The sequence below is a fragment of the Burkholderia lata genome (assembly GCF_000012945.1).
Lineage (GTDB): Bacteria > Pseudomonadota > Gammaproteobacteria > Burkholderiales > Burkholderiaceae > Burkholderia > Burkholderia lata.
Genome location: NC_007510.1, coordinates 3,436,623 through 3,458,639, shown reverse-complemented (window position 1 = coordinate 3,458,639; position 22,017 = coordinate 3,436,623). Strand labels below are relative to the sequence as shown.

18 protein-coding genes are annotated in these 22,017 nt (G+C 69.0%); 7 read left to right on the top strand and 11 right to left on the bottom strand.

Annotated features, from left to right (window positions below):
* Window positions 1–474 precede the first annotated feature (474 nt).
* Window positions 475–4,047 carry an indolepyruvate ferredoxin oxidoreductase family protein gene (locus tag BCEP18194_RS21615; protein WP_011353392.1) on the top strand — a complete coding sequence of 1,191 codons (3,573 nt, stop codon included), beginning with the start codon at window positions 475–477 and terminating at the stop codon, window positions 4,045–4,047.
* A gap of 92 nt (window positions 4,048–4,139) precedes the next feature.
* Here the strand turns inward: BCEP18194_RS21615 and BCEP18194_RS21610 are convergent, their stop codons facing one another.
* A complete protein-coding gene (locus BCEP18194_RS21610; protein ID WP_011353391.1) occupies window positions 4,140–5,807 on the bottom strand; it encodes a Na+/H+ antiporter in 1,668 nt (555 codons plus the stop codon).
* A gap of 296 nt (window positions 5,808–6,103) precedes the next feature.
* Between BCEP18194_RS21610 and BCEP18194_RS21605 the strand changes: the two genes are divergently transcribed.
* From BCEP18194_RS21605 to BCEP18194_RS21585, 5 genes are all read left to right on the top strand, one after another.
* Window positions 6,104–7,390 (top strand): sensor domain-containing phosphodiesterase, encoded by a 1,287-nt coding sequence (locus BCEP18194_RS21605; protein ID WP_011353390.1) that lies wholly within the window; start codon window positions 6,104–6,106, stop codon window positions 7,388–7,390.
* Between the two features lie 156 nt (window positions 7,391–7,546).
* On the top strand, window positions 7,547–7,930 hold the full coding sequence (locus tag BCEP18194_RS21600) for a hypothetical protein (protein WP_041493131.1): 384 nt from the start codon (window positions 7,547–7,549) through the stop codon (window positions 7,928–7,930).
* On the top strand, window positions 7,927–8,331 hold the full coding sequence (locus tag BCEP18194_RS21595; RefSeq protein WP_011353388.1) for a hypothetical protein: 405 nt from the start codon (window positions 7,927–7,929) through the stop codon (window positions 8,329–8,331). The genes BCEP18194_RS21600 and BCEP18194_RS21595 overlap by 4 nt, the downstream gene beginning before the upstream one ends.
* A 120-nt stretch (window positions 8,332–8,451) precedes the next feature.
* Window positions 8,452–9,177 (top strand): copper homeostasis protein CutC, encoded by a 726-nt coding sequence (locus BCEP18194_RS21590; protein WP_011353387.1) that lies wholly within the window; start codon window positions 8,452–8,454, stop codon window positions 9,175–9,177.
* 77 nt (window positions 9,178–9,254) lie between these two features.
* The gene (locus BCEP18194_RS21585) at window positions 9,255–10,343 is read left to right on the top strand and encodes a suppressor of fused domain protein (protein ID WP_011353386.1); all 1,089 of its coding nucleotides are present in this window, start codon (window positions 9,255–9,257) and stop codon (window positions 10,341–10,343) included.
* Window positions 10,344–10,368: 25 nt separating this feature from the next.
* Here the strand turns inward: BCEP18194_RS21585 and BCEP18194_RS21580 are convergent, their stop codons facing one another.
* The 6 genes from BCEP18194_RS21580 to BCEP18194_RS21555 form a co-directional block, all read right to left on the bottom strand.
* Window positions 10,369–11,724 (bottom strand): purine-cytosine permease family protein, encoded by a 1,356-nt coding sequence (locus BCEP18194_RS21580; protein ID WP_011353385.1) that lies wholly within the window; start codon window positions 11,722–11,724, stop codon window positions 10,369–10,371.
* A gap of 221 nt (window positions 11,725–11,945) precedes the next feature.
* Window positions 11,946–12,941, bottom strand: a complete 996-nt coding sequence (locus BCEP18194_RS21575) for a biotin-dependent carboxyltransferase family protein (RefSeq protein WP_011353384.1) — start codon at window positions 12,939–12,941, stop codon at window positions 11,946–11,948.
* Window positions 12,931–13,806, bottom strand: a complete 876-nt coding sequence (locus BCEP18194_RS21570; protein ID WP_011353383.1) for a 5-oxoprolinase subunit B family protein — start codon at window positions 13,804–13,806, stop codon at window positions 12,931–12,933. The genes BCEP18194_RS21575 and BCEP18194_RS21570 overlap by 11 nt, the downstream gene beginning before the upstream one ends.
* Window positions 13,803–15,266 (bottom strand): acetyl-CoA carboxylase biotin carboxylase subunit, encoded by a 1,464-nt coding sequence (locus BCEP18194_RS21565; RefSeq protein WP_011353382.1) that lies wholly within the window; start codon window positions 15,264–15,266, stop codon window positions 13,803–13,805. Before BCEP18194_RS21565 ends, BCEP18194_RS21570 begins: the two co-directional genes overlap by 4 nt.
* Window positions 15,267–15,270: 4 nt before the next feature.
* Window positions 15,271–15,513 carry an acetyl-CoA carboxylase gene (locus tag BCEP18194_RS21560; protein WP_011353381.1) on the bottom strand — a complete coding sequence of 81 codons (243 nt, stop codon included), beginning with the start codon at window positions 15,511–15,513 and terminating at the stop codon, window positions 15,271–15,273.
* Between the two features lie 16 nt (window positions 15,514–15,529).
* Complete coding sequence (locus BCEP18194_RS21555) at window positions 15,530–16,312, bottom strand: 5-oxoprolinase subunit PxpA (protein WP_011353380.1); 783 nt, start codon at window positions 16,310–16,312, stop codon at window positions 15,530–15,532.
* 259 nt (window positions 16,313–16,571) lie between these two features.
* On the opposite strand from BCEP18194_RS21555, the gene BCEP18194_RS21550 reads away from it, so the two are divergent.
* Entirely contained in the window at window positions 16,572–17,489 is a 918-nt protein-coding gene (locus tag BCEP18194_RS21550; RefSeq protein WP_011353379.1) for a LysR family transcriptional regulator, read from the top strand.
* Between the two features lie 79 nt (window positions 17,490–17,568).
* On the opposite strand, the gene bioB is transcribed toward BCEP18194_RS21550, so the two are convergent.
* The 4 genes from bioB to bioA are packed head-to-tail and all read right to left on the bottom strand — an operon-like array spanning window position 17,569 to window position 21,908.
* A complete protein-coding gene (bioB, locus tag BCEP18194_RS21545; protein ID WP_011353378.1) occupies window positions 17,569–18,591 on the bottom strand; it encodes a biotin synthase BioB in 1,023 nt (340 codons plus the stop codon).
* A gap of 55 nt (window positions 18,592–18,646) precedes the next feature.
* Window positions 18,647–19,366 (bottom strand): dethiobiotin synthase, encoded by a 720-nt coding sequence (bioD, locus tag BCEP18194_RS21540; protein WP_011353377.1) that lies wholly within the window; start codon window positions 19,364–19,366, stop codon window positions 18,647–18,649.
* Entirely contained in the window at window positions 19,363–20,565 is a 1,203-nt protein-coding gene (bioF, locus tag BCEP18194_RS21535; protein WP_011353376.1) for an 8-amino-7-oxononanoate synthase, read from the bottom strand. Before bioF ends, bioD begins: the two co-directional genes overlap by 4 nt.
* On the bottom strand, window positions 20,562–21,908 hold the full coding sequence (bioA, locus tag BCEP18194_RS21530; RefSeq protein ID WP_011353375.1) for an adenosylmethionine--8-amino-7-oxononanoate transaminase: 1,347 nt from the start codon (window positions 21,906–21,908) through the stop codon (window positions 20,562–20,564). Before bioA ends, bioF begins: the two co-directional genes overlap by 4 nt.
* Window positions 21,909–22,017: the final 109 nt, after the last annotated feature.

Genomic DNA, 22,017 nt, shown 5'->3' with positions numbered 1-22,017 from the left:
GAAACCCTGTCTCCCAGGCCACTCGAAACGCTGTGCAATCGAACGGTGAGCGCGCGAGCCAGGTCTGCGGGAAGGGCGCGGCATTGTGGACATCCCGCGCCACCGACCAATCGGAACGCTGTGCAACTCAACGGTGAGGATGACCGCCTCCAGCCGCTGAAACCCTTGTCCAGCGGGGCGCGAGCGTCAGCTGCCGCCTACCCCGGCCGCCGTCGGACGGCCGCGAGCTTTCCCGGCAAACGACCCGCCCGCCCCGACAGGTCGCCGATCCCGTCCGGCCACCATGCGCGAAAACTCTCTCAAATCCCGGCAAAAAGCTGCGCAGTTTTTCTCACTCAGGACCCATCCGAGCAAGATGAGAAAAAACATTCTCGGCCGCGCACGAAAAAATAGAGCCATTCGCTGCCGCCAGTCACGCGTCACCCGACGCCCTGCCGAGCAGCCCAGAACAGCACAATCCGGAGACATCCCCCCATGACTGCCCGCCTGCCCGTCGACGGCACGCCTGCCCTGTCCGACTACCGCCTGACCGACAACCTGACCGCGACGCGCGGCCGGATCTTCCTGACCGGCACGCAGGCGCTGGTCCGTCTGCTGCTGATGCAGCGCACGGTCGATACCGAACAGGGGCTGAACACGGCCGGCTTCGTCAGCGGCTATCGCGGTTCGCCGCTCGGCATGGTCGACCAGCAGCTGTGGAAGGCGAAGAAACTGCTCGACGCCGGCGGCGTGCGCTTCCTGCCCGCGATCAACGAGGAACTCGGCGGCACGGCCGTGCTCGGCACGCAGCGCGTCGAGGCCGACCCCGAGCGCACGGTCGAGGGCGTGTACGCGATGTGGTACGGCAAGGGCCCGGGCGTCGATCGCGCGGGCGACGCGCTGAAGCATGGCAACGCGTACGGTTCGTCGCCGCATGGCGGCGTGCTCGTCGTCGCGGGCGACGACCACGGCTGCGTGTCGTCGTCGATGCCGCACCAGAGCGACTTCGCGATGATCGCGTGGCACATGCCGGTCGTGAACCCGGCGAACATCGCCGACATGCTCGAATTCGGCCTGTACGGCTGGGCGCTGTCGCGCTACTCGGGCGCATGGGTCGGTTTCAAGGCGATCTCGGAAACGGTCGAATCGGGTTCGACCGTCGATCTCGACGCGCTGCAGACGCAGTGGCCGGCGCCGGAAGGCTTCACGCCGCCGGCGGGCGGCCTGCACAACCGCTGGCCCGACCTGCCGAGCCTCACGATCGAGGCACGGCTCGCCGCGAAGCTCGACGCGGTGCGCCATTTCGCGCGCACCAACAGCATCGACAAGTGGATCGCGCCGAGCGCGCAGGCGAACGTCGGCATCGTGACCTGCGGCAAGGCGCACCTCGACCTGATGGAAGCGCTGCGCCGCCTCGACCTGACGGTGGCCGACCTCGACGCGGCCGGCGTACGGATCTACAAGGTCGGCCTGTCGTATCCGCTCGAAATGACCCGCGTCGAAACCTTCGTCGACGGGCTGGCCGAAGTGCTCGTGATCGAGGAGAAGGGCCCCGTCATCGAGCAGCAGATCAAGGACTACCTGTACAACCGCACGGAAGGCGCGCGCCCGCGCGTGCTCGGCAAGCATGACGCCGCCGGCGCCTGCCTGCTGTCCGAGCTCGGCGAGCTGCGCCCGTCGCGCATCCTGCCGGTGTTCGCCGACTGGCTCGCGCGCCACAAGCCGGCGCTCGACCGCCGCGAGCGCGTGGTCGATCTCGTCGCGCCGCAGATCCTGTCGAACGAGGCCGATGCGGTGAAGCGCACGCCGTATTTCTGTTCGGGCTGCCCGCACAACACGTCGACGAAGGTGCCGGAAGGCTCGATCGCGCAGGCCGGCATCGGCTGCCACTTCATGGCGTCGTGGATGGAGCGCGACACGACGGGGCTGATCCAGATGGGCGGCGAGGGCGTCGACTGGGCCGCGCACGCGATGTTCACCAACACGAAGCACGTGTTCCAGAACCTCGGCGACGGCACTTACTTCCACTCGGGCATCCTGGCGATCCGCCAGGCCGTGGCCGCGAAAGCGAACATCACGTACAAGATCCTCTACAACGACGCGGTCGCGATGACGGGCGGCCAGCCGGTCGACGGCAGCATCTCGGTGCCGCAGATCGCGCGGCAGGTCGAGGCGGAAGGCGTGTCGCGCTTCGTCGTTGTGTCCGACGAACCGGAGAAGTACGACGGCCATCATGGCCAGTTCCCGACGGGCACGACGTTCCATCACCGCAGCGAACTCGACACCGTGCAGCGCGAGCTGCGCGAAACGCCGGGCGTCACCGTGCTGATCTACGACCAGACCTGCGCGGCCGAGAAGCGCCGCCGTCGCAAGAAAGGCGAATTCCCCGACCCGGACAAGCGCCTGTTCATCAACGACGCGGTGTGCGAAGGCTGCGGCGATTGCGGCGTGCAGTCGAACTGCCTGTCGGTCGAGCCGCTCGAAACACCGCTCGGCCGCAAGCGCCGCATCGACCAGTCGTCGTGCAACAAGGACTATTCGTGCGTGAACGGCTTCTGCCCGAGCTTCGTGACGGTCGAAGGCGCGGCGCTGAAGAAGGCCGCCGGTGCCGCATTCGACGAAGCCGCGCTCGCTGCGCGCGTCGACGCGTTGCCGGTGCCGGCCACGCATCTCGACGCGGCGCCGTTCGACATGCTCGTGACGGGCGTCGGCGGCACAGGCGTCGTGACGGTCGGCGCGCTGATCAGCATGGCTGCACACCTCGAAGGCAAGAGCGCGTCGGTGCTCGACTTCATGGGCTTCGCGCAGAAGGGCGGCTCGGTGCTGTCGTTCGTGCGGATCGCGTCGAGCGACCGCTGGCTGAACCAGGTGCGTATCGACACGCAGCAGGCCGACGTGCTGCTCGCGTGCGACATGGTCGTGGGTGCGAGCGCCGAGGCGCTGCAGACGGTGCGTCACGAGCGTTCGCGGATCGTCGTCAACACGCACCGGATCCCGAACGCGTCGTTCGTGCAGAACCCCGACGCGAACCTGCATGCGGATGCGCTGCTCGAGAAGATGCACCACGCGGCCGGTGACGGCTACCTGTCGAGCTGCGACGCGCAGGCGCTCGCCGCGAAGTTCCTCGGCGATTCGATCGGCGCGAACATCCTCATGCTCGGCTACGCGTGGCAGCTCGGCCTCGTGCCGGTGTCGCACGCGGCGATGATGCGCGCGATCGAGCTGAACAACGTCGCGGTGCCGATGAACAAGCTCGCGTTCTCGATCGGCCGGATGGCGGCCGGCGACGCGGCAGGCCTCGATGCGTTGTGGAACGCGCGCCACACGGTGGCCGCGCATGCCGCGCCGGAGACGCTCGCCGAACTGATCGCCGATCGCGAAGCGCGTCTCGACGCGTACGGCGGCGCACGCTACGTCGAGCGCTACCGTGCGCTCGTGAGCGCGGCGCGCGCGAAGGGCGACGAAGCGCTGACGCGCGCGGTCGCGACGACGTTCTACCGGCTGCTCGCGGTGAAGGACGAATACGAGGTCGCGCGGCTGTACACGGACGACGCGTTCCGCACGGCGCTTGAAGCGCAGTTCGAAGGCGTGCCGGGGCAGGCCTATCGCGTGAAGTTCAACCTGGCGCCGCCGACGGTCGCGAAGGCCGGCAGCGACGGCAGCGCGCCGAAGAAGCGCGTGTTCGGCCAGTGGATGTGGCCGGTGTTCGGCATGCTGGCGCGCGTGCGCAGCCTGCGCGGCACGTGGCTCGATCCGTTCGGCCGCACCGTCGAGCGCAGGATGGAGCGTGCGCTCGCCGACGACTACGAGACGACGCTCGCGCGTGCGCTCGCCGCGACGACCGCCGGCAATGCGGCGCAGGTCGTGCAACTGGCCGACCTGCATGCCCGCGTGCGCGGCTTCGGGCACGTGAAGGTGCGCAATCTTGCCGGCGTGAAGCGCGCGGAGCGCGAGCTGGCACTGCAGCTCGGCATCGAAGCGGCGACGAGCGCGGCCGTGCAGCACGCGCTCGACGAGATGAAGGGCGCGGGAATGCTGAAGGGGATTCCGGTCGTCGTCGCGAAGTAACGCGAACGCGGTCGGATGTGAAAACGGCGACGCTTGAGCGTCGCCGTTTTTTGTTGGGTCCAAGCTGCTGCGTACAGGCAGCGGCCGGACCTTCAGAGAATGCCTTTCTTGCGCGTCGACAGCGCGGTCTCGGACAGGTCGATCTCGCGGAGCAGCTTCGTCAGCGTCTCGTCGGAAATCTTGCTCTCGCTGCGCAGCCGATAAAGCGCGGAACGTTCCGCGCGCACGGCCGCGATCCGCATCTGCAGTTCCATCGTTTCGGCCTGCTTCGCTTCCGCGCGCGGCGTGGGGCCGTCCTCGGCGAGCGTCGCGAGGCGGCGGCGGTACTGGTCCATCACGCGTGCGGAGATATCCGCGCAGCGTGCGGCGCCCGATTCGTCGAGATCGACCGAGATCGCGTCGTGCGACGAGTCGATCGCGCGGATCGCGGCCTGAGCGGCGGCGGCGCGCGCGGCGCGTTCCTCGTCGCCGAGCGGGCTGCGCGACGAACGCACGCCGCGCAGCAGCAGCGGCAGGCCGATCACCGCGACGATGAGCGAGCCGAGGATCACGGCCGATGCAACGAAGATCGCCGTGTCGCGGCCCGGCAGCGGCACGCCGTCGGACAGCGCGACCGGAATCGACAGCACGCCGGCGAGCGTGACCGCGCCGCGCACGCCGCCGACCGTCATCACCGCGATCGTGCGCACGCCGGCCATCGTGCCCGTGAGGCCCTGGCGTGCGGCGCGACGGCTCGCGAACCAGCGCAGCAGCCAGACCCACAGGAAGCGGATCGCATACAGCGCGAGCATCATCGCGCAGACGTTGAAGACCATCCGGCCGACGAGCGCGTCGCTCGTGTGGTGCGCGTCGACGAGCGTGCGGCCGATGATGTGCGGCAGCTGCAGCCCGAGCATGATGAACACCATGCCGTTGAACACGAACTCGATCATCGCCCACGTGCTTTCGGCGCGTACGCGCGACGCGACGGTGCTTTTACGCGAGAAGCTCGTGTAGTTCATCATCATCCCGGCCGACACGGCCGCCAGCACGCCCGACAGGTCGAGGTGCTCGGCGAACAGGTAGGCCGCGAACGGCACGAGCAGCGTCATCACGATGCCGGGGGCCGGATCGCCTTCCTGCTCGGCGTTCAGGAAGCGCGTCGACAGCGCGCTGAATGCCCACGACACGATCGCGCCCGTCGCGAGCCCGCCGGCGGCGACGATCACGAACGTGACCGACGCGTCGCGCAGCGAGAACATGCCCGTCAGCGCGGCCGCGATCGCGAATTTCAGTGCGACGAGGCCCGACGCGTCGTTCATCAGCGCCTCGCCTTCGAGGATGTGCATCAGTTGCGGCGGGATCCGGCCCTTGCCGGCGATGCCGGACAGCGCGACCGCGTCGGTCGGTGACAGCACGGCCGCGAGCGCGAACGCGATCGGCAGCGGCAACTCGGGTATCAGCCAGTGCGCGAAGTAGCCCACTGCGAGTACCGTCATGAACACGAGCCCGAATGCGAGCATCAGGATCGCGCGGCGCTGCAGGTACAGCTCGCGCTTCGGAATCCGCCAGCCGTCCGCGAACAGCAGCGGCGGAATGAACAGCAGCATGAAGATTTCGGGATCGAACGCGACGTGCAGGTTCAGCTTCGGCCACGCGAGCATCGCGCCGAACGCGATCTGCATCAGCGGCAACGGCAGTTGGAACGGCAGGATGCGCGTGACGGCGCCGGACAGCGCGACGGTCAGCAGCAGGATCAGGACGGTGAAGACGATTTCCATCGATACGGCGAATACGGGGAATGAAACGATCGTACGGAGTGTAGCGTGACAGCGTGACGGGTGCGTTCGAGAGGCCGGTGCGTGTGCACGAAAATGGTGCGTCGGAGATGCGCCGAGATGGTGCGGCAGCCCGGTGGGCCTGCGCCGCGCACGGATTGTCCGAGCCTTGCACGGAGCTTGCTTGATGTTGGTCAGCCGTCCGGCGCCGACCGGGCAACCGAGGGTCCAACCATGACATTGCACGCGCCGCTCGCTTCGTCGGGCGCCGCGTTCGAAGGCAATACCAGGAGGAAGGCATGACGATCGTGCAACAGGAGCGTCCGGCCGCCGCGTCGCCGTACCGGTTCGAGCGGGAGGTGAGTTCCGGCTTCGAACGTCTGGCGACGCAGCACCGCGACCTGACGCTCACGACCGTGTTCCAGCCGATATTCAGCCTGTCGCACCAGCGTGCGGTGGGCTACGAGGCGCTGCTGCGCGCGCACGATGCGCTCGACCGCGCCGTGTCGCCGCTCGACGTGTTCGGCGAAGCCGCGCGCCAGGGCGAGCTGCTGCAGCTCGACCGGCTCGCGCAGGCGCTGCATCTCGAGAACTTCGCGCTGCTCGGCGCGGAGCGCGAATGGCTGTTCCTCAACGTCCATCCGGGCGTGCTCACCGACCCGTTCCAGGCGGCCGCGCTGCTCGCGAACCTGAAGCGGCTCGGCATGCCGCCGCGCCGCATCGTGCTCGAAGTGCTCGAACAGCGCGCGGAAGACGTCGAGCGGCTTGCCGAGGCCGTGCGCGAATTCCGCACGCACGGTTTCCTGATCGCGCTCGACGATTTCGGCGCGGGTCACTCGAACCTCGAGCGGATCTGGCAGCTGAACCCGGACATCGTGAAGCTCGACCGGATCATGCTGTCGCACGCAGCGCACCGCACCGGGCTCACCGCGATCCTGCACGGGCTCGTGACGCTGCTGCACGAGGCCGGCAAGCTGGTGCTCGTCGAGGGCATCGAGACCGAGCACGAGGCGCAGATCGCGCTGTCGTGCGAGGCCGATTTCGTACAGGGCTACTACTTCGGCCGGCCGGCGCCGGGGCTGCCCGACAGCGCGGCCGCGACGGGCTGCATCGGCGAGCTGACCGAGCGTTTTCGGCAGCAGACCGACGCGCGCGAGCGGCGCGATGCGCAGCGGATCGCGCCGTACCTGCGCGCGTTCGAACGCGCGGCCGAGCGTCTCGCGGCCGGCGAGCCGCTCGACGAGGTGTGCTGGAACTTCCTCGCGCTCGACGCGGCCGCGCGCTGCTTCCTGCTCGACGCGCACGGCCGCCAGTCGGGCCGCAACGTCGTGCTGCGCGCCGACCGCGCGCTCGCCGAGGCGCGCTTCTCGCCGCTGGCGGACGCGCAGGGCGCGAACTGGCTGCGCCGGCCGTATTTCCGCTCGGCGATCGCCGAGCCGGGGCGCGTGCAGGTCACGCGGCCGTACCTGTCGATCAACGAGGCGCAGCCGTGCGTGACGCTGTCGGTGGCCGTGCGGGTCGGCGATGCGCAGCGCGTGCTGTGCGGCGATATCGACTGGCGCGACGACGAAGCGGACGCCGGCTAGCGCCGCGCGCACCGCAGGCGGCGGACGGCGCGAGCGGCGCGGGCCGTCCGTTGCGTTCGCCGTGCGCTTCCCCGACAATGGCCCGACTGCGGCCATCGTGACCGCGAGCGCGCCGTCCCGGGGGCCACCATGGCGGCGAATAACAAGGAAAACACAATGAAAAGACCGATTTCGCTGACCATTCTCGCGTGGATCATCATCGTGACCAACGCGATCACGTGCATCTATACGCCCTTCACGATCGGCATGCCGACCACCCAGGCGCTGCTGTCGCAATACCTGCTGCCCGTCTGGGCGACGCTCGGCATCAGCGTGATCCTCGAAGTCGTGAATGTCGTGGTCGGCATCGCGATCCTCAAGGGCCGCGAATGGTCGCGCAAGACCTACATCGCGACGGCCGTGTTCAGTTTCGCGTTCTCGTTCATCAACATGCCGGCGTCGATGTACGCGGTGCTGATTCCGGGCGTCCTGCTGTTCGCGCTGTTCGTCTACCTGATGTTCCGGCGCCCCGCGACCGCGTATTTCCAGGCGAACGCGTGAGCTTCGTGCGCAATGCGCTGGCGATCGTGATGTTCACGATCGCGGGCATGTGCGTGATCACCGCGCAGATGATGGCGTTCATGAAACTCGGCCATGCGGGGGCGATGCTCGTGTTCGTCGCCGTGCTGATCGGGTTGTCGGCCGTGCTCCTGGCCGTGGGTGCGTTTGCCGGCGCGTTCCGGCCACGCGCGCGCGGCGCGGGCATCGCGCTCCTCGTCGCGACCGCGACCACCGCGTTCGGGATGATCGGCTGGGTGACGCTGCTGCTGGCGCCTGGGATCGTCGACGTGTTGCAGCAGCAGGGCGTGGACGTGAACGCGCGGATGTTCCGGTTCGCACCCGGCGTCGCGGTGACCGGCCTGTCCGCGCTCGTCGGCGTGTGGCTCGCGCGGCGCGGCTGACAGCGCGACCGACAGTGCGACTGATGGCGTGCGGCTGACGGCGCGGCGGCCGGCACGCTGGCGTCCGTCACGCGGCTCGGCTAGGATGCGCGAATTGTCCAGACGATTCGCGGGCCGCCCATGAACCGAAACGCCGCCTCTTCCGTTCTCCTCGAAGTGATCGCCACGACCGTCGGCGATGCGAAGGCCGCCGCCCGCGCGGGCGCCGACCGCCTTGAACTCGTGACCGCGATCACCGAAGGCGGGCTGACGCCGAGCGTCGGCCTGATCGAAGCCGTCGTGGCCGCGGTGCAGATTCCCGTCAACGTGATCGTGCGACCGCACAGCCGGTCGTTCGTCTATGACGCCGACGATCTGCGCGTGATCGAACGCGACGTGCGCGCGGCCGTCGCGGCCGGCGCGAACGGCGTCGTGTTCGGCGCGCTCGACGCGCGCGGCGACGTCGATCTCGACGCACTGTCCCGCATTGCGGCTGCGGCGGACGGCCGCGCGCTGACGTTCCACCGTGCGTTCGACGTGTCGCGCGACCTCAACGCCGCATTCGACGCGCTGCTGCGCGTGCCGGCCGTCACGTCGGTGCTGACGTCGGGCGGCCATCCGTCGGTGCTCGACGCGGTCGCGACGATCACGCGGCTGGTGCGGCAGGCGGCCGGCTCGACCTGCACGGTGCTGGCCGGCTCGGGGCTCACGGTCGACGCGGTCGGCGATTTCGTCCGTGCCACCGGCGTGCGCGCGGTGCATTTCGGTTCGGGCGTACGGCCGCGCGGCGAGGTGCTGGCGCCGGTCGATCAACAACTCGTCGAGCGCGTGCGCGCATCGATCGACGGCGCGGCGGCACACGTGTGACGCATACGGCGGCCTGCTGGCCGCCGCCGCACGCACCGACACCACCCACCGGGGCGCCACCCGGGAGAGAGGGCCACATGACGGACGCATCACACGACCCGCAGGACGGCGCAGCCGACGACAGCGCGCCAGGCTGGGACGCGATCGACGGCGCGCTGGCGCGCCTCTATCCGGGGCAGGAGCCGAAGCACTACGGCACGCTGCTCAAGTGGCGGCTCGGCGGCCGCGACCCGCTCGACGGCGTCAGCGTATGGAAGCGCGCGGAACCCGTGCCGCACTGGCATTTCGTCACGTACGGGCTCTCCGAGCTGTATGCGAAGGAGTCGGACGATCCGGCCGTCAGCGGCTTCGGATTCGAGCTGACGATGCGCGTCGCGTGCGGCGCCGCCGACGAAGAACCGCCGAACTGGGTGTTCAGCTTCCTGCAGAACCTCGCGCGCTACGTGTTCCAGAGCGGCAACGCGTTCGACGACGGCCACTGGATGACGGCCAACGGCCCGATCGCGCTCGATACCGATACGCAGCTCTGCTCGATGGGCTTCGCATTCGATCCGGAACTGCCGGCGATCGAGACGCCGCACGGCAGTCTGGCGTTCCTGCAGATCGTCGGGCTGACGCTCGACGAGGAGCGTGCCGCGAAGCGCTGGCGCACGCGCGCGCTGCTCGACACGCTGCTGCCGCATATGCCGCTATGGGTGACCGATCTCGGTCGCACGTCGCTGCTCGAACGCGCGGACGTGCGCGCCGCGGTCGACGCCGGGACGCAGCGCGACGGCTCGTCGAGCGGCTACCTGTTCACCGACGTGCTCGGATGGGAAACGCGCAAGCGGCTGCTGCGCGCGCCCGTGATCGAGATCACCGTCGGCGCGCGGCAGGTCGACGAACTCGTCACGCTGCTGCCGCTGCGATTGCCGTTCGACCGGCCGTTCCGCCTGGTCGGTCACGACGTCGCGGTGCGCTTCGTGCACGGTGACGCGAACGGCGTGACCGACGAGGACGGCACGCTGACGCTGCAGCTCACCGACGCGACGGTGCAGGCGCTGGCGCGCACGCTGCAGCCGCGCGCCGGCGAGTATGCGGTCGACGGGCTCGACGGCGTGCGCTGGCGCGTGGAGAAGACCGTGATCCGCGATGCGCAGGGCAACGCGGTGCAGACGATCGGATGAGGCGCGGCGGCGCGCGGGCGTCCCGTCACGTATTGCGCACGAACCAGGTCCGCTTGGCCGTGCCCAGCAGCGCGCGATAGACCACCCACGACACGACGAACGTCGCGGGCGCCGACAGCGACGCGGCGAACCCCGTCGCCTGGTTCAGCGCGAGTCCCGTGAACGCGCCGGCGAACCAGGCGGCCAGCCCGCCCGGGTTGAAGGTCGGCACATGCGCGTCGCGGCATTCGACGTCGTCGCCGACGAGTTGCCCGTACCGGTCGGACAGGATGTGCGCGAGCGCGACGCCGACCCAGGCGACGACGAAGATGCCCTGGTACGCGAGCGCCTGCAGGATCCGCGAGAAGATGTCCGCCATCATCAGCGCATAGACGACCGCGCCGACCACGAGCGCCCACACGAACTTCGGCGCGCGCAGGCCGGCCAGCTTCAGGAAGAACGCCTGCATGTTGACGGTCGCGAGGTAGTAGTTCGCGGTGTTGATGCGGGATTGCGTGACCCACACGAACAGCAGCCCCCACACGCTCATCAGCTTCAGCAGCGCGAGCACGACCGATACTTCGGAGAGCGTACCGAGCCCTGGAATCGTGCTGACGAGATAGATGCCGGCGGCGCCGTTGACGAGAAACGTGACGAGGTAGAACGGCATCCCGAAGTTGAAGCGGCCGTGATAACCCGCGTCCTCCTTGCGGCCGAAGCGCGCGTAGTCGAACGTGAACATCATCAGCACCCACACGCCCATGTAGTAGACGAAGCAGTGCCACCAGCCGCCGGCCGGTGCGGCTCCCGTCGGCCCGAAATCGAGCCACGCTGCGTTATACCCGTATTCGGCCGTCGCGAGCCCGACCGCCGCGAGCAGCCCGAGCAGGTAGAACGGCAGCAGCACGCCGTTGAACTTGTCGAGCCAGTGCTGCACGCTGCCGAACACGAGCGGCACGCTGTAGCAGACGACGATCAGCGCGGCCCATTTGTAGTCGAGCCCGGGAAACTGGTGATGCGCGGCCACCGCGATCACCGAGCCTTCGAACACCGCGTAGTAGATCGCCGTCGCGAAGAAGATCAGCGTCGCGAGCGCCGCGCCGGCGCTGCCGAACAGCACGCGCGAGAACAGCGCGACCGAGAGTCCCGTGCGGATCGCATAGCGGCTGATGATCGTGTTGACGAGGCCGTACGACACGACCGACAGCGCCATCCCGATCAGCGCGTTGCGCGCGCCGTAGGTGAGCGCGAGCGTGGCGCCCACGACGATGTAGAACACCGCGCTGCACACGGCCCACCACGCCATCGTCAGCGAAAAGGGCGGCATGCGCGCGTGGTCGGGAACGGCGAGCGTCGACAGGTCGAGATCCTCGTCGGGGCGGCCCTGAGCCAGGTTGGCCATGATCGTGCTCCTTGATGAGCGGAAACTGCGAACGACGTCTCGGCCGCGGCACATGCGATCCGCAGGGTTGCCCCGACGTCGGGCGGGCAACCGGTTCGACAGGAACGGAAACAGCGCGCAAGCGTCCCCGCCGCGCGGCGCACAGCCGTGCGGGCGGGAAACGACAGCGAAAAAAGGGTGGTGGCGAACGACGCCCGGCACGCGGGCCGGGCGCCCGGTGCTCAGTCCCGCAGCACGGCGCGCAGCAGCGCGAGGCGCCGCTGATACTCGCGGCGCGCGGCGAGCGCGTCGGCCATCGTCACGCGCACGAAGCGCGCACGGTGGTTGGGCTGCATCTGGCCGATCAGGTCCATGTCGGCGCTGATGACCGTGCCGATCGTCGCGTAGCCGCCGCCCGACACCGCGTCGCGGTGCAGGATGATCGGCTCGAGCCCGGCCGGCACCTGGATCGAGCCGATCGGGTAGCACGCATCGACGATGTTCGACGGATCGGCGCCCGCGCCGAACGGCTGCTCGCGCGGCCGGAACTGCAGCGCGCGGCCGTTCTTGTAGCGGTAGCCGATGCGGTCGGCTTCGGGCGCGACCGTCCATTCGTCGTCGAAGAAGGTGCGCGCCGAATCGTCGGTGAGCCGGTAGTGGTACAGGCCCGTCAGCACGCGCAGCTCGACCTGGTTGTCGAGCGGCCGGCTCACGGCCGCCGGCAGCTCGCGCCCTTCGCGGTGCGTGCCGACGGGGATGCCGATCGGCAGCCGGTCGCCTTTCTGCAGGCGCCGGCCCGCGTGGCCGCCGATCGCGCCGAGCGTGTAGGTCGAGCGGCTGCCGAGCACGACCGGCACGTCGATGCCGCCCGCGACGGCGAGATACGCGCGCGCGCCCGCCTTCACGTAATTGAACGACAGCACGCTGCCCGCGCGGATCCACAGCGCGACGTTGCAGCGCTGTCCGACACCGTCGATCTTCGGTGTCATCTCGGCGCCGGTGACGGCGATCAGCGCGTCCGTATGGAACATCAGCTCGGGGCCGAGCAGCGTGCATTCGAGCACGGCCGCGTCTTCGGGATTGCCGACCAGCAGGTTCGCCGCGCGCGACGCGTACTGGTCGAGCGAGCCCGACGGCGGAATGCCGACGTGGTAATAGCCTTGCCGGCCCATGTCCTGGACCGACGTCGCGAGGCCGGGTTTCACGACTTCGATCAGGTTGTGCGCGTCAGTTTGCATGCAGCACCTCGACGAGAGAGCGGTTGACCGCATCGGGATCGCGCAGGAATGCGTCGAGCGAGAATTTCACCGGGCGCACGCGCAGCGAGAAGGTGCCGGCCTCGACGGCCGCCACTGCCGCGTCGTACGCATCGCGATCGATCGGCTGGAATTTCACGATGTCGCCGGGCCGGAAGAACACCATGAAGTCGTGCAGGTAGTCGAGCCGCTGCGCGGGGTCGAAGATCGGCGCCGGCGTCACGCCGAACATCTGGTAGCCGCCCGCGCCGCGCACCGAGTAGATGCAGCCGAAACAGCCGCCGTGGCCGACCGTCAGCTTCGGCGTGTCGGTGCGCGGCCGCAGGTACTTCGGCACTTCGAGCTGGCGTTCGCGCTCGACCATCTGGTACATGAACGGCAGGCCCGCGACGAAGCCGACCATCGACACGAACCACGGCGAGCCCGAGTGCGCGGCGATGAATGCGTCGACGTCGCGCTTGCCGTTGATGCGGGCCGCGTATTCGAGATCGGTCGACGACGGATCCTGATGGCGTTCGCGGAACCGCATCAGCGTCTCGTGCGTCCACGGGTCGTTGTAGAGCACCGGCACCTCGACGATGCGCGTGTCGAGTTCGAGCGGCGCGTCGCCGACTTCGGCCTCGATCGTCTTCAACAGCGCGACGAGCGCGTCGGGCTCGATCACGTCCGGGTCGTAGCGCACCTGGTACGACGCATTCGCCGGACAGATCTCGGTGATGCCCGGCACCGCGCGGCGCTGTAGTTCGCGCGTGATTGCCGTGCCCTTGAAGAACGCATCGAGCGACATCGATTCGCTGATTTCGACGAACACGAACTCGTCGCCGCCGAACGTATAACGGGTCGTCACATCGCCTCCCCGACGCGCACGGCGTCTGCATTGTCGGTTGCGTGTCGTTGCGCGGCGGCGGTGGCGGCTTCGCGCCAGCGCGGCATCCACGCCTCGAGGAAATTCGTGTGATAGCGCCCGGCGCGCACGTCGTCGTCCGCGAGCAGCGCGACGTGCAGCGGCGCGGTCGTCTTCAGGCCGCCGACGTGCAGCTCGCCCAGCGCGCGGGCCATCCGCCGCAGCGCGGCCGCACGGCTCTCGTCGTGCACGATCAGCTTCGCGAGCAGCGAATCGTAGAACGGCGGCACGACGTAGCCCGGGTAGAGCAGCGAATCGACGCGCACGCCGGGGCCGGTCGGCCACACGAGTTCGTCGATCCGGCCGGGGTTCGGGCGGAAATCCTGCAGCGGATCTTCCGCGTTGATCCGGCATTCGAGCGCCGCGCCGCGCATCGCGATGTCCTGCTGCGCGAAGCGCAGCGGCTCGCCGTCGGCGATGCGCAGCGTCTCGCGCACGAGATCGATGCCGGTGATCGCTTCGGTCACCGGATGCTCGACCTGGATGCGCGTGTTCATCTCGATAAAGTAGAACTCGCCGCGTGCGTCGTCGAACAGGTATTCGAGCGTGCCCGCGCTGCGATAGCCGACTTCTTGCGCGAGGCGTGTGGCCGACGCGCACAGCGCGTCGCGTTGCGCGGGCGTGAGCGAAGGCGACGGCGCCTCCTCGAGGATTTTTTGGCGCCGCCGCTGCAGCGAGCATTCGCGCTCGAACAGGTGGACGACGTTGCGGCCGTCGCCGAGCACCTGCACCTCGATGTGGCGCGCCCGTGCGATGAAGCGTTCGAGGTACACGCCGCCGTCGCCGAACGCGGCCTGCGCCTCGCGCTGCGCGAGCGGCAGCTCGGCGTCGAGCTGCGCGGCGTCGTGCGCGACGCGGATGCCGCGCCCGCCGCCGCCGGCGGCTGCCTTGATCATGATCGGGTAGCCGATGCGCGCGGCGACGTCCCGTGCCTCGTCGAGCGATTGCACGACGCCGTCGCTGCCGGGCACGGTCGGCACGTTGGCGCGCCGCGCGGTTTCGCGTGCGCGGGCCTTGTCGCCCATCGTGGCGATCACCTGCGAATCCGGGCCGACGAAGATCAGGCCGGCCGCTTCGACCTGCGCGGCGAATGCGGCGTTTTCGGACAGGAAGCCGTAGCCGGGATGGATCGCGTCCGCGCCGCACTGCCGCGCGGCGTCGAGGATCGCGGGGGGATTCAGGTAGCTTTTCGCCGCGTGCGACGAGCCGATGTGGATGGCGTCGTCGGCCATGCGCGCGGCGAGGCTGTCGCGGTCCGCGTCGCTGACCACGGTGACCGCGCGCATGCCGAGCTCGCGCGCGGCGCGGATCACACGCACCGCGATCTCGCCGCGGTTCGCGACCAGCACGGTCCGGATCCGCGACGGGCGGTAGAACGTGTCGGGGGAAGTTGCCGGTTTCATCGCATCACCCCTCGATCCGCATCAGTACCTGGCCCGCGTCGACCGGCTCGCCGTCCTCGACGAGCAGCTCGACCACGCGCCCGGCCGCATCGGTTTCGATCTCGGTGAACTGCTTCATCACCTCGACGAGGCCGACCACCGCGCCGGCGGCAACCATCGCGTCGACCGCGACGTAGTAGTCCGCATCGGGCGACGGACGCCGGTAGAAGGTGCCCGGCAGCGGGCTGACGATATCGTGCAATGCCATCGTGGGTCTCCTTGAATCAGTGATGGGCGGCGAGCGGTTGCGGCCCGGCGGTCCGGATGCCTTCGCGGATCAGCGCGTGGCGCGTTTCGCGCACGAGGTCGAGCGCGCCCGGCGTGTCGCTGTGGATGCAGACCGAGTCGAAGTCGATGTCGATGTCGTCGCCGTCGATCGTGCGCACCTTGCCGTCGATGCACGCGCGCAGCACCTTGTCGGCGACCTGGCGCGGATCGAGGCGGCCGACGCGACGCGTGAACACGATCGAACCGCTGCGGTCGTAGTCGCGATCCGCGTAGAACTCGCGGATCACCGGCTGCCCGTATTCGACGGCGACGCGGTACGTGACCGACGCTTCCATGCAGTACAGCCACAGGCCCGGGTCGACGCGCTGCAGCGTTTCGATCAGCAACCGTGAGAACGCTTCGTTGCCTGCTGCATGCATGTAGAGCGCGCCGTGCGGCTTCACGTGCTGCAGGGTGACGCCGTTCAGGCGCGCGAACTCGCGCAGTGCGCCGAGCTGGTACAGGATGTCGTTGACGAGCGCCTGCGGCGTTTCGGCGATCGTGCGGCGGCCGAAGCCGACGAGATCGCGAAAGCCCGGGTGCGCGCCGATGCCGACGCCGGCGTCGCGCGCGAGCTGCACCGTGCGCGCCATGATGTTCGGATCGCCGGCGTGAAAGCCGGTGGCGATGTTTGCCGAGCTGATGAGCGGCATGATCTGCTCGTCGACGCCGTCGCCGATCGTCCACGGACCGAAGCCCTCTCCCATGTCGGAGTTCAGGTCGACGCTGTGCTTCCTCATACGGTGTGCTCCTCCAGGTTCTCCGGTTCGCGTGCGTCGTGGCGCATGCCGAAACCGTGTTGAACGCAGGTTAGCCGCGTGGGGTGCGTCAAAAAAGTTCTATTTTTGTATGCAGCCGTATCGATTTTTTCGATACCCCGGAGAGCGGCTGCCAAGGGCCGTTGCAGCAGGGGTGGCAGGGTTTCCACGCAGTCAGGTTGATGGGCGCCGCCCGGTTGTTATGATGTTTATCGCGTGCCCATCTGTTTTCTCATCGACCATGGCCCTGACCCTCAGACAGCTCAAGTATTTCGTCGCGACCGCCGAGCTCGGCCAGATCTCGCAGGCCGCGATCCAGCTCACGATTTCGCAGTCGGCCGTGACGAGCGCGATCAAGGAACTGGAGGACAGCCTCGGCACGCAGCTCTTTCTGCGCACGCCGTCGGGCGTGACGCTCACCGACACGGGGCGGCGCTTCCTGAATCACGCGTACACGATCCTGTCGTCGGTCGACGAGGCGATGCGGATCCCGAACCTCGAAAGCACGCTGACCGGCACGCTCGCGATCGCCGCGAGCTACACGGTGCTCGGCTACTTCCTGCCGCACCACGTGCTGCGCCTGAACACGCTGTACCCGCGGCTGACGATCCACCTGCACGAGCTGAACCGCGAGTCGATCGAGGAAGGGCTGATCGCGGGCCGCTACGACATGGCCGTGCTGCTCACGTCGAACGTGTCGAATCCGGCGCTCGTGCTGGAGCCGGTGATCCATTCGGTGCGGCGGCTGTGGGTCGGTGCGCATCACCCGCTGCTCAGGCACGAGAGCGTCACGTTCGCGGAAGTCGCGCGCGAGCCGTTCGTGATGCTGACGGTCGACGAGGCCGGGCAGACGGCGCTGCGCTACTGGAACGAGACGCCGTACCGGCCGAACGTGATCCTGCGCACGTCGTCCGTCGAGGCGGTGCGCAGCATGGTCGCGAACGGCAGCGGTGTCGCGATCCTGTCCGACATGGTGTACCGCCCGTGGTCGCTCGAGGGCCGGCGGATCGAGACGATCGTGCTGCGCGACCCGGTGCCGCCGATGAGTGTAGGTCTCGCCTGGCGCAAGGACATCGAGTTGAGCCCCGCGATGCACGCGGTGCGCGACTATTTCCGGCACACGTTCATGGAGCCGCGCGCGTTGGGCGTGGCGGGCTGAGTGCGCGGCGCACACGTAAAAAAAGCCGGGACGTATCCCGGCTTTTTCATGCGGCGAACGAATCCGCCGTGCGTGGCGCTTACGCGTTCGCCGACATCGCGTCCGCATCGCTCGACCGGATGCCGAGGCGCTCGAACAGCGCACGGTCCTTCTGCGACTGCGGGTTGCTCGTCGTCAGCAGCTGGTCGCCGTAGAACATCGAGTTCGCGCCGGCGAGGAAGCACATCGCCTGCAGGCCGTCGTCGAGCTGCTCGCGGCCGGCCGACAGGCGCACGACGGCCTTCGGCATCGTGATCCGCGCCACCGCGATCGTGCGCACGAATTCGAACGGGTCGAGCGGCGCGGTGCCTTCGAGCGGCGTGCCTTCGATCGCGACGAGGTTGTTGATCGGCACCGAATCCGGATACGGGTTCAGGTTCGCGAGCTGCGAGATCAGGCCCGCGCGTTCGCGGCGCGATTCGCCCATCCCGATGATGCCGCCGCAGCACACGTTGATGCCCGCGTCACGCACGCGGTCGAGCGTGTCGAGGCGATCCTGGTAGGTGCGCGTCGAGATCACCTGGCCGTAGAACTCCGGCGACGTGTCGAGGTTGTGGTTGTAGTAGTCGAGGCCCGCGCTCGCGAGTTCCTGCGCCTGCTCGTCTTCCAGCATGCCGAGCGTCATGCAGGTCTCGAGGCCGAGTTCCTTCACGCCGCGCACCATCTCCGTCAGCGCCGGCATGTGGCGCTCCTTCGGGTTGCGCCACGCGGCGCCCATGCAGAAGCGGCTCGCGCCGTTCGCCTTCGCCGCGCGCGCGGCATCGAGCACCGCGTCGACGTCCATCAGCTTCTCGGCCTTCAGGCCCGTGTCGTGGTGCGACGACTGCGAGCAGTAGCCGCAATCTTCCTCGCAGCCGCCCGTCTTGATCGACAGCAGCGTCGACAGCTGCACCGCGTTCGCGTCGAAGTGCTCGCGGTGCACCTGCTGCGCGCGGAACAGCAGGTCGTTGAACGGCAGCTCGAACAGCGCGACGACGTCGGCGACGCGCCAGCGCTGCGAGACCGGAGCGGCCACGGGAATCGCGTCGGGTTGCACGGTGGCGGCAGTCTGGGCTTGGGTCATATCGTTTTCCTGTCCTGGTCGGGGATGAGGGATCGGGGGATCTGTTTCTGTTGGGTCAAGGCTGCGCGGTGCGCAGCGTCTCGACGAGCGCGGCGATGTCGAGCATCGCCGCGGCGGATTCGGGGGCGGCCGGGCTCATGTGCGGAATGCGGCCGAGCAGCGGTGCGCCGTGCTCGCGGGCGAGCCAGTCGCGCATCGTCGCGATGTTCTCGTCGGGGAACGACATCGCCGGGTCGACGTGGTTCGCGACCCAGCCGGCGAGCTTGAGGCCGCGCGCGGCGATCGCATCGGCGGTGAGCAGCGCGTGGTTGATGCAGCCGAGCCGCACGCCGACCACGAGCACGACCGGCACGCCGAGCGCGACTGCGAGATCGGCCAGGTCCTGCGTGTCGTTCATCGGTACGCGGAAGCCGCCGGCGCCTTCGACGACGACGACATCCGCGCGCGTCAGCGCTTCGCGATGGCACGCGACGATCGTGTCGATGTCGAGCGTCACGCCTTCCTGCGCGGCGACGATATGCGGCGCGGCCGGTGCTTTCAGCAGGAACGGCGTGCGCAGCTCGGGCGGCAGCACGACGTTCGCGGCCGCGTCGAGCTGGTCGGCATCTTCGTTGCGCCACACGCCGTCGCGTTCATACGCGCCGGCTGCGACAGGTTTCAGCGCGGCTGCGCGCAGGCCGTGGCGCGCGAAGCCGTGCAGCAGCGCGGCCGACACGAAGGTCTTGCCGATTTCGGTGTCGGTGCCGGTGACGAACAGCGAGAGCGGAGCGGTCATGCGGCGGCCTTCTGCACGGCCTGCGCTTCGCTGGCTTCGATCAGCGCGGCTTCGAGCCGCGCGAGATCGTCGAACGAATGCGCGGCCGACAGCGACACGCGCAGCCGCGACGTGCCGACCGGCACCGTCGGCGGCCGGATCGCGGGCACCCACAGGCCATGCGCGTCGAGCGAGCGCATCGCCGCGAGCGTCGCGTCGTTGCTGCCGATCACGAGCGGCTGCACGGCCGTGTGCGAATCGACCGGCTGCCAGCGCGTGTTGCGCAACAGCGCGCGCGTGCGTTCGATCAGCGCGGCGAGATGCGCACGTCGCGCGTCGCCTTCGTCGCCCGCGATCACTTTCAGGCTGGCGGATACCGCGTGCGCCACGGCAGGCGGCGCGGCCGTCGTGAAGATGTAGCTGCGCGCGCGCTGGATCATCCATTCGATCACGGTCTCGTGCGCGATCACGAATGCGCCTGCGACGCCGGCGGCCTTGCCGAGCGTGCCGACGTACACGAGGTTCGGCGAGCGCAGCGCGGCGGCCGCGAGCGCGCCGCGGCCCTGCGGGCCGAGCACGCCGAAGCCGTGCGCGTCGTCGACGACGAGCCATGCGCCGTGGCGTTCGGCCAGCGCGACGAGTTCGGCGAGCGGGGCGAGGTCGCCATCCATGCTGAACACGGTGTCGCTGACGATCAGCTTCGTTTCGGCATCCGATGCGTCGAGCAACGCGGCGAGCGCGGCCGTGTCCGCATGCGGATAGACCTGGACGTTCGCGCGCGACAGCCGCATGCCGTCGATCAGCGAAGCGTGGTTCAGCGCGTCGGAGAAGATCGTCGCGGCCTTGCCGGTGAGCGCCGTCATCGCGGCGAGGTTCGCCATGTAGCCGGTGCTGAAGTACAGCGCGCGCGGTGCGTCGGAGAAGCCGCCCGAGAAGGCCGCGAGTTCATCTTCGAGCGTCGCGTGCGCGCGCGAATGACCACCGAGCAGGTGCGAGCCGCCGCTGCCGGAGCCGTAGCGCTGCGCGCCTTCGGCGAACGCGGCGATGAGTGCCGGATGCGCGGCGAGGCCGAGATAGTCGTTGCTTGCGAAGCCGACGATCTCGCGACCGTCGACGGTCATGTGCGCATCGCACGCGGTGTCGGCGGTGCGGCGCACGCGGCGCAGCCCTTGCGCGTCGAGATCGGCGAGGCCGCGTTGCAGGGTATCGAGCAGACTCATCGGGTGATGTCCTCCAGCGTTGCGTCGAGCGTGTCGCGCGTGCTTTGCGCGAGCCACGCGATGTCGTCGTCGCTCATCACGTACGGCGGCATCAGGTACACGGTCGTGCCGATCGGGCGCAGCAGCAGCTCGCGTTCCAGCGCGCGTTCGAAGAAGCGGCGCGAGAAGCCGCGCGCCCCGTCGCCGTCGAGCGCGACGTCGAATGCGAACAGCGTGCCGCGCTCGCGCAGGTGGCGTACCTGCGGGTGCGCATCGAGCGGCGCGAGCGCCGCACGCAGCGTCGCCGACTTGCGGGCATTGGCCGCGATCACGTCGTCGCGCTCGAACAGGTCGAGCGTCGCGACCGCCGCGCGGCACGCGAGCGGGTTGCCGGTGTACGAATGCGAGTGCAGGAAGCCGCGCGTCGTGTCGTCGTCGTAGAACGCGTTGAACACGTCGTCGCGCGTGAGCACGAGCGACAGCGGCAAGTAGCCGCCGCTGATGCCTTTCGACAGGCACATGAAATCGGGCCAGACACCGGCCTGCTCGCACGCGAAGAAGGTGCCGGTGCGGCCGCAGCCAACCGCGATCTCGTCGGCGATCAGGTGCACGCCGAATTCGTCGCACAGCGCGCGCAGCCCGCGCACGTACGACGGATCGTGCATCGCCATGCCGGCTGCGCACTGCACGAGCGGCTCGACGATCAGCGCGGCGATCCGGTCGCCGCGTTCGACGAACAGGCGTCGCACGTCGGCCAGCGCGCGGCCGGCGACGTCGGCGGCCGTTTCGCCTGCCAGCGCGCCGCGCGCGTCGGGTGACGCGACCACGTGCGCATGGCGGATCAGCGGGTCGTACGCGTCCTTGAACAGTGCGACGTCGGTCACGCCGAGCGCGCCGATCGTCTCGCCGTGATAGCTGTTCGCTACGCAGACGAATTCCTGCTTGTTCGCGCGGCCACGGTTGCGCCACGCATGGAAGCTCATCTTCAGCGCGATCTCGACCGCCGATGCGCCGTCCGATGCGAAGAACGCATGGCCGAGCGTGCGCGCGGTGAGCGTGTGCAACCGCTCCGCGAGCTCGATCGCGGGCTCGTGCGTGCAGCCGGCGAGCATCGCGTGCTCGAGCGTGTCGAGCTGGTCCTTCAGCGCCGCGTTGATGTCCGGGTTCGCATGGCCGAACAGGTTGACCCACCACGAGCTGATCGCATCGAAGTAGCGGCGGCCGTCACGGTCGTACAGCCACAGGCCCGCGCCGCGCGCGACGGGGATGAGCGGCAGGCGCTCGTGATGCTTCATCTGGGTGCAGGGATGCCAGACCGCGCGCAGGCTGCGCGCGACCCAGTCGTCGGTGGCTGGCGTACTCAAGGCGGCTCCGGGGGATAAAACGGCTGCGCGGCATCGACGGGATGCCGCGCGGCGAGACACGAATCGCGCTGAGATTAGCGTGTTCCGCGACCCGTTGCACTACCGGTTA